This window comes from Rhizobacter sp. P2_H2 (genome assembly GCF_056403375.1).
The window spans coordinates 1-7,068 of record NZ_JBFUFP010000199.1; the positions used below are offsets into that span (position 1 = coordinate 1).

General features: G+C 70.2%; 9 protein-coding genes. 6 read left to right on the forward strand and 3 right to left on the reverse strand.

Annotated features, from left to right (window positions below; translation table 11 throughout):
* Positions 1–9 precede the first annotated feature (9 nt).
* On the reverse strand, positions 10–1,515 hold the full coding sequence (locus tag AC1D15_RS13035) for a S10 family peptidase (RefSeq protein WP_477826308.1): 1,506 nt from the start codon (positions 1,513–1,515) through the stop codon (positions 10–12).
* Between the two features lie 42 nt (positions 1,516–1,557).
* Here AC1D15_RS13035 and AC1D15_RS13040 point away from each other — a divergent pair, with 42 nt between their 5' ends.
* From AC1D15_RS13040 to AC1D15_RS13065, 6 genes are all read left to right on the forward strand, one after another.
* Positions 1,558–2,406 carry a DUF429 domain-containing protein gene (locus AC1D15_RS13040; protein ID WP_477826309.1) on the forward strand — a complete coding sequence of 283 codons (849 nt, stop codon included), beginning with the start codon at positions 1,558–1,560 and terminating at the stop codon, positions 2,404–2,406.
* Between the two features lie 32 nt (positions 2,407–2,438).
* Entirely contained in the window at positions 2,439–3,011 is a 573-nt protein-coding gene (locus tag AC1D15_RS13045) for a GbsR/MarR family transcriptional regulator (RefSeq protein ID WP_047503199.1), read from the forward strand.
* A gap of 62 nt (positions 3,012–3,073) precedes the next feature.
* On the forward strand, positions 3,074–3,535 hold the full coding sequence (locus AC1D15_RS13050; RefSeq protein ID WP_052211483.1) for a thiol-disulfide oxidoreductase DCC family protein: 462 nt from the start codon (positions 3,074–3,076) through the stop codon (positions 3,533–3,535).
* 7 nt (positions 3,536–3,542) lie between these two features.
* Positions 3,543–4,505, forward strand: coding sequence for an acyl-CoA desaturase (locus AC1D15_RS13055; protein ID WP_477826310.1), 963 nt, complete (start codon positions 3,543–3,545; stop codon positions 4,503–4,505).
* Entirely contained in the window at positions 4,502–5,488 is a 987-nt protein-coding gene (locus tag AC1D15_RS13060; protein WP_477826311.1) for an NAD-dependent epimerase/dehydratase family protein, read from the forward strand. Before AC1D15_RS13055 ends, AC1D15_RS13060 begins: the two co-directional genes overlap by 4 nt.
* Entirely contained in the window at positions 5,485–6,480 is a 996-nt protein-coding gene (locus AC1D15_RS13065; RefSeq protein ID WP_477826312.1) for an SRPBCC family protein, read from the forward strand. The genes AC1D15_RS13060 and AC1D15_RS13065 overlap by 4 nt, the downstream gene beginning before the upstream one ends.
* On the opposite strand, the gene AC1D15_RS13070 is transcribed toward AC1D15_RS13065, so the two are convergent.
* The gene (locus AC1D15_RS13070) at positions 6,435–6,656 is read right to left on the reverse strand and encodes a hypothetical protein (RefSeq protein ID WP_047503195.1); all 222 of its coding nucleotides are present in this window, start codon (positions 6,654–6,656) and stop codon (positions 6,435–6,437) included. The two genes, AC1D15_RS13065 and AC1D15_RS13070, sit on opposite strands and share 46 nt — an antisense overlap.
* Positions 6,657–6,771: 115 nt before the next feature.
* Positions 6,772–7,068: hypothetical protein (locus AC1D15_RS13075; RefSeq protein ID WP_477826313.1), on the reverse strand; the 297-nt coding region annotated here is incomplete at its 5' end.

Below are 7,068 nucleotides of genomic sequence, written 5' to 3' on the forward strand. Positions count from 1 at the left end.
GGGTGAGCCTCACCCCTTCACGAACGCCCGCAACTCCCCCGCCATCCGCTTCAACGACGGCTGGTGGATGTACATCATGTGCCCCGCCTCGAAGTAGCTGACGCTGATGTTCTTGCGCAGCGGCTCGCGCAGCCCGAGGTGGCTCAGCGTGTAGTCGCCCGCGGCATGCGGTGTCGCGAGGTCGTAGTAGCCGCTCGCCACGTAGACCCGCATCGCAGGGTTCGCATGCATCGCGCGCCGCAGGCTGCCGCCGACGTTCACGTACTTGCCCGCGAAATCCTTCCAGCCCCACTTGTCCCAGATCGGCGCGTGCACCACGTACGGCGCGTCGGTCTCGAACTTCAGCGTGTCCTTCAGCAGCCGGTTGATGCCGGTCGCATATGCGCCCAGCAGGTTGCTCATCGCCGGGTCGCCCTCGGGCTCCTCGCCGGCATCGTCGCGGTCCATGCCGAGGAAGCGGCTGTCGAGCCGGCCCACCGTCTGCCCACGCTCGCGCAGCAGCTCCTTGAAGTAGCGGAACTCGCGCGGCCGCAGGTCGCAGCGCAGCACGTACGCGGTGCTCAGCCCGCTGTACAGCGCCACCTGCTCGGCGATGCGCTGGCGCGCCTTCGCGTCGAGCGCCGAGCCCTGCATCAGCGCCACCGTGTAGTCGCCGAGCGCGAAGGCCTCGGCCGCGGCGATCACCTCGGCCAGCGGCTTCTTCTGCAACGCCGGCGCCAGCGCGCGGTGGTACCAGGCGGTGGCCGCATAGGTCGGCAGGAACAAGGGGTAGGGCAGCTCGTTGCCGTGGTCGAAGTGCAAGGTCTGCAGGTCCACCGCCAGCGACACCAGCATCACCCCGTTCAGGAACACGTCGTGCTTGTCCTGCAGGTGCAGCGAGAGGCCGGCCGCGCGCGTCGTGCCGTAGCTTTCACCGATCAGGTACTTCGGGCTGCCCCAGCGGCCGTAGCGCGCCAGGTACAGCCGGATGAACTCACCCACCGCATCGAGGTCGCGCTGGTAGTCGTGGAACTCGGTCACCTTCTCGCCCTCGACCATGCGCGAATGGCCGGTGCCCACCGGGTCGATGAAGACCAGGTCGCTGTCGGTCAGCAGCGTGTGCTCGTTGTCGGTCAGCGCATAGGGCGGTGGTGGCGCGTTGCCCATCTCGTCGGTGACGACCCGCTGCGGCCCGAGGATGCCCAGGTGCAGCCATACGCTGCTCGAGCCCGGCCCGCCGTTGAAGCTGAAGGTGACCGGCCGCGTCTCGGGCTTCGCGCCCTTCAGCGTGTAGGCGACGAAGAACAGGCTGGCGCGCGGCTTGTCGGCGCTGCGCTGGCCGTCGCGCTGCTCGTCCTCGCGCAGCACGACGGTGCCGCAGGTCACGCTGTAGTCCAGCCTGCGCTTGCCGACCATCGTGCGGTGTTCGGTGGTGACCAGGCGCTCCTTCGGCTCCCGCTCTTTCGTGTCCCGCTCTTTCGATTCCTCGCGTGAAGAAGGCGAGGGCGTGGACTTGTCGGCAGGGGTGTCGGCCATGGGAGATCGCTAGAGTGTGGGCTCGACTGTACCGGCACCCCAATGACCTCTGCTTCTCTCCCGGACTGGCACCTCGCCGGCGTTGATTTCACCAGCCGGCCGACGCGCCGCAAGCCGATCACCGTGGCGCGCGGCCAGGCGTCGCGCAATGTCGTGCGGCTGGAACGTGTCGACACGCACGAGAGCTTCGATGATTTCGCCGCGTGGCTGCGCACGCCCGGCCCGTGGCTCGCTGCCTTCGATTTCCCGTTCGGCCTGCCGCGCGAGCTGGTGCAGGCGCTCGGCTGGCCGATGGACTGGCTGCCGTTGATGCGCCACTATGCCGGCCTGTCGCGCGACGAGATCCGCACGCGCTTCGCGGCGTTCTGCGATGCCCGCCCGGTGGGCGCGAAGTTCGCGCACCGCGCGGCCGATGGCCCAGCCGGCTCGTCGCCGTCGATGAAGTGGGTCAACCCGCCGGTCGCGTACATGCTGCATGCCGGCGTGCCGCTGCTGATCGACGCCGGTGTCGACCTGCCCGGGCTGCATCCGGGCGATGCGCAGCGCGTCGCCCTCGAGGGCTACCCCGGCCTGCTGGCACGCGAGCTGATCGGCCGCCGCTCGTACAAGGCCGACGACAAGGCGCGGCAGACGCCCGATCGCCTGATCGCCCGCAAGGACCTGCTCGATGCGCTGGAGCAGGGCCGCTCGCGCCTCGGCCTGCGGCTGCGCCTGTCGCACGCGCAGCGCGATGCGCTGGTGGCCGATGCGTCGGGCGATCGGCTCGATGCCGTGCTGTGCCTGATGCAGGCCGCCTGGGCGGCCGGGCAGGCGGGCTTCGGCCGGCCGGCGGATGCCGATCCGCTCGAAGGCTGGATCGTGTCGTCCGGGATTTCTTTATTTCTGTCTTGACAGAAATATTCGACAACCCTAGAGTCCGCTCCATGAACCTGTCTCCGACCCTGTCCCGATTCGTCCTGCACTGGGGCGAGATGGGCACGCGCTGGGGTGTCAACCGCACGGTGGCGCAGATCCACGCGCTGCTGTTCATCACCGGCCGGCCGATGCATGCCGAGGAGATCGCCGACACGCTCGATGTGGCGCGGTCGAACGTCAGCAACAGCCTGCGCGAGCTGCAGGGCTGGAACCTGATCAAGCTCGTGCACCTGGCCGGTGACCGGCGCGATCACTTCGAGACCTCCACGCAGGTGTGGGAGCTGTTGCGCACCGTGGTGCGTGAGCGCCAACGCCGCGAGATCGCGCCCACCATTGAGGTGCTGAACGAGCTGCTGGCCGATCCGGCACTGAGCCGCGACCCGGCCGAAGCGCGCCTGCGCATCCGCGAGACGCAGGAACTGCTGGTCACGCTGACGGCGTGGAGCGACGAGATGCTGAAGCTCGACACCGACACGTTGACCAAGGTGCTGAAGCTCGGCGCGAAGATCAAGAAGCTGCTGGGCCGCGACGGCAACGCGGCGCCCGAGGAGATCAACCCCGCGCAGTTGCTCGGGCCCTGATCTCAAAATTTTTTGCCGATTAATTTCTCTAAAGACAGAAATTACTGACGGAGCGATCTGCCATGAACAACGCCCTGTACCCGATGACGCTGCTCTACGACGCCGCCTGCCCGGTGTGCTCGCTGGAGATGGACCACCTGTGGGAGCGCAATGCGGCGGGCCGCCTGGCCTTCGTCGACATCAGCGCCGAAGGCTTCGACCCGACACCGTATGGCATCACGCTGCAGGCGATGAACGAGGAGATCCACGCCGTCGCGGCCGACGGCCGGGTGCTGCACGGCGTGCAGGTGCTGCGGCTGGCCTACGAGGCCGTCGGTCTCGGCTGGGTGCTGAAGCCGGTCGGCTGGGCGCCGTTGCAGCCTGCGTTCGAACTGGGCTACCGGTGGTTCGCACGCCATCGCCAGGCGATCTCGCGAGCGAGCGCACCGCTGGTGCGCGGCATCCGGCGGGTCCGTGCGGCGCGGATGGCGGCACGCATGCAGGCCTGCCGCGATGGCGCCTGCCGCACCCACCGCGGCGAGTGAGGCGGCCATGCGCAACGAGGTCACCACGGTTCACGCCACGGAGGGATGCAGCGCGGTCGAGGGCCGCGTCGCGTGGGCGCCGCAGCGCTCGCTGTGGTGGTTCGCGATGCTCGCCGGCGGCGTGCTGGCCGTCACGCGCTACGCCAGCTGGAGCGGGCTCGCGCTGTTCCTCGCGAGCAGCGCCGTCACGCTGTGCCTCGGCCACTCGCTCGGCATGCACCGCCGCTTGATCCACCGCGCGTATGCCTGCCCGCTGTGGCTCGAACGCGTGCTGGTCTACCTCGGCGTGCTGGTCAGCATGGCCGGCCCGGCCGGCATGATGCGCACGCACGACCTGCGCGACTGGGCGCAGCGCCAGCCGCGCTGCCACGACTTCTTCGCGCACCGCCGCAGCTTCTTCGTCGACGCGTGGTGGCAGCTGCACTGCGAGCTGCGCCTCGCCCGGCCGCCGCGCTTCGAGCTGCCGGCGCACCTCGCGAACGACCGTGTGCTGATGGCCCTCGAGCGCCACTGGCTGCTGCAGCAGTTGCCGTGGGCGCTGCTGTTCTTCGCGCTCGGCGGCATCGGCTGGGTGCTGTGGGGCGTGTGCCTGCGCTGCGTCGTCGGCCTCACCGGGCACTGGATGGTCGGCCACTTCGCGCACCGCACCGGCCACCGCAGCTGGCATGTCGACGGCGCCGGCGTGCAAGGCCACGACGTGCGCGGCTGCGGCCTCATCACCTTCGGCGAGGGCTGGCACAACAACCACCACGCGTTTCCCGGCTCGGCCCGCCTCGGGCTGTACCCCGGCCAGGCCGATCCGGGCTGGTGGGTGCTGTGCGCGCYGCAGCGGGCCGGCCTCGTGTGGGACATCAGCCTGCCGGCCAGCTTGCCGCCCCGCGCCGCGCTGCAGGCGCTCGAACCCGAGGCGGTACGCGCGTTCGATGCCGCGGCGCCGGCGCGCTGCTGCTTCTCAAGGAGTCCATCATGAAGGTCCTCGTCTGCGGATCGACCGGCTGCATCGGTGCAGCGGTCGTGCATGCGCTGCGTGCGCGCGGCCACAAGGTGATCGAAGCCTCGCGCCGGCCGGGCGCGGCGCGCGAGCACTGGCCGCTCGATTTCTCCCACCCGGTGTCGCCGCAGCACTGGGCCGCGCGGCTGCGCGAGGCGCAGGTCGACACGGTGGTCAACTGCGTCGGCATCCTGGTGCCTTCGCGCGGGCAGCGCTTCGAGCGCGTGCATGCGCAGGGGCCGATCGAGTTGTTCCGCGGTGCGGCGCTCGCGGGTGTGCGGCGGGTGATCCAGGTGTCGGCGCTCGGCGTCGGCCCCGCGGGCATAGTCAGCGCATACCTGCACAGCAAGCTGCTCGCCGACGACCTGCTCGCGACCTTGCCGATCGACTGGGCGGTGCTACGGCCGTCGCTGGTCTACGGGCCGCGCAGCGCGAGCGCCGCGCTGTTCGCGACACTCGCGGCGCTGCCGATCGTGAGCCTGCCGGGGCGCGGTGCGCAACGGCTGCAGCCGCTGCACGTCTACGAGCTGGCCGAGGCGATCGCCCGGCTGGTCGAGCAGCGCGGCACGCTGCGCGTGGTGCATGAGATCGGCGGCCCCGAGAGCGTGAGCTACCGCGAGATGCTGGCCGCCTACCGCGCGGCGCTCGGCCTGGGCCGGCCGCTGTGGCTGCCGGTGCCGATGCCGTTGATGAAGCTCGCGGCCCGTGTGGCGCAGCTGCTGCCGCAGAAGGCCTTCAGCCCCGAGACGATGCGCCTGCTGGAGCGCGGCAGCGTGCCGGCCGTGAACGCGCTGCCGGCCTTGCTGGGCCGCCCGCCGACGGCCCTGGCGCAGGGCCTGCGCATCAGCCCGCCCGAGCCGCGCATCGACCTGCGCGGCCGCTTCGCGCACGCCGTCTCGCTGCTGCAGAAGCTGACGATCGGCGTGCTCGCGGTGCTGCTGTGGATCTCGCACACGCGATGAGTGCCGATCATCTCCCCTTCCGCTACCGCTGGCCGGTGCTGGCCGGGGCGCTGGCCGGCATCGCGCTGCGGCTGGTGTTCTCCGGCGTGGCTGGCGGGCACTGGTCCGCGATGGCGGGCGCCTTCGTGTTCCTCGCGCCGATCGCAGTGGGCATGGTCACCGTCTACGTGGCCGAACGCGAGCACCGGCGCTCATGGCTGTATTACCTCGGCGCGCCGTTCCTCGCCACCGCGCTGTTCGTCGTTGGCACGCTGCTGATCAACATCGAGGGGCTGATCTGCGCGATCGTCATCGCGCCGCTGTTCGGAGTGCTGGGCAGCCTCGGCGGCCTGCTGATGGGCATCGCCTGCCGTGTCTCGGGCTGGCCGCGGCCGACGCTGTACGCCGCCGGCGTGCTGCCCTTGCTGATGGGCGCCCTGGTGCCCGGCACCGTGCTGCAGGACGAGCACAGCCAGGTCGAACGCAGCCTGTGGATCGCTGCGCCGCCGGCGGCGGTGTGGCAGCAACTGACGCAGCTGCCCGACATCCGGGCCGACGAGGTCGCGCGCGGCTGGGCGTACCGCATCGGCGTGCCGCCGCCGCAATCGGGCGTTACCGGGGCGGCCGGGCAGCGCGTGCAGCATTTCCGGATGGGCAAGGGCATCCACTTCGACGGCGACATCACCGAGTGGCAGCCGGCCCGCCGCATCGCGTGGACCTACCGCTTCGCCGCCGATTCGGTGCCCGCCGGCGCGCTGGACGACCACGTGCGCATCGGTGGCCTGTACTTCGACCTGCTCGACACGGCGTTCGAACTGCAGCCCGAGCGCGGCGGCACCCGGCTCGCGATGCGCACACGCTACCGCGTCAGCACGCAGTTCAACTTCTATGCGGAGGGTGTCGCGCGGCTGCTGCTCGGCAACGTCAGCGAGGTGCTGCTCGAACTCTATGCGCGACGCTCGGAGGTTCAGACCGTCTCGTGCTTCAGCTCGATGGTGCCGCGCGCGACGTAGCGCTGGAAATCGCCGATCGGGATCGCGGTGGAGCCGTGCGTGTCGCCGTCGACCCAGCTGAGCGTGGCGTCGGTGAGGGTGGTCTCGACCTCGATCGGGCCGGGGCGGATCTCGATCGGCTGGCCGTCGCCTTCGCGGTATTCGACCTTGCCGATGATCTGGGCTTCTTGCGTCATGGGGTGTCCTCCTTGGTGGCCCAAGGTTCCCCGGCCCGGTCGGCCACGAAAATCGGACGGCACGCCGTGCGGGCGTAAGCCGTCTCCTACATCGCAGGCCGGCCGCTCCTCCCGGTCAGAGGGCGTTGACCTTTTCCTTCAGCCGCAGGGCTTTCTGCTTTTCGAGCTTGGCCGTCTCGTTGGCCGGCTCGAGCTCGAGCACCTTGTCCCAGGATTTGATCGCGCCGTCCAGGTCCTGGCGCGCAAGCGCCGAGCGGGCATTGCGCGAATGGGTGTCGACCAGCCGCTTGCTGGTGGCATCCACCTTCGGACCGGCGGCGGCGACGCCCAGGCTGGCGGCCTGCTTGTAGTCGGCCAGTGCGCGTTCCAGGTTGCCGGCCTTGGCTGATGCTTCTGCCGAGCGGAAGGCCTT

What these genes read in the sequence shown, in the direction of transcription:
- AC1D15_RS13035 (WP_477826308.1), bottom strand. Translation starts at nt 1,515, where the DNA reads ATGGCCGACACCCCTGCCGACAAGTCCACGCCCTCGCCTTCTTCACGC.
- AC1D15_RS13040 (WP_477826309.1), top strand. Translation starts at nt 1,558, where the DNA reads ATGACCTCTGCTTCTCTCCCGGACTGGCACCTCGCCGGCGTTGATTTC.
- AC1D15_RS13045 (WP_047503199.1), top strand. Translation starts at nt 2,439, where the DNA reads ATGAACCTGTCTCCGACCCTGTCCCGATTCGTCCTGCACTGGGGCGAG.
- AC1D15_RS13050 (WP_052211483.1), top strand. Translation starts at nt 3,074, where the DNA reads ATGAACAACGCCCTGTACCCGATGACGCTGCTCTACGACGCCGCCTGC.
- AC1D15_RS13060 (WP_477826311.1), top strand. Translation starts at nt 4,502, where the DNA reads ATGAAGGTCCTCGTCTGCGGATCGACCGGCTGCATCGGTGCAGCGGTC.
- AC1D15_RS13065 (WP_477826312.1), top strand. Translation starts at nt 5,485, where the DNA reads ATGAGTGCCGATCATCTCCCCTTCCGCTACCGCTGGCCGGTGCTGGCC.
- AC1D15_RS13070 (WP_047503195.1), bottom strand. Translation starts at nt 6,656, where the DNA reads ATGACGCAAGAAGCCCAGATCATCGGCAAGGTCGAATACCGCGAAGGC.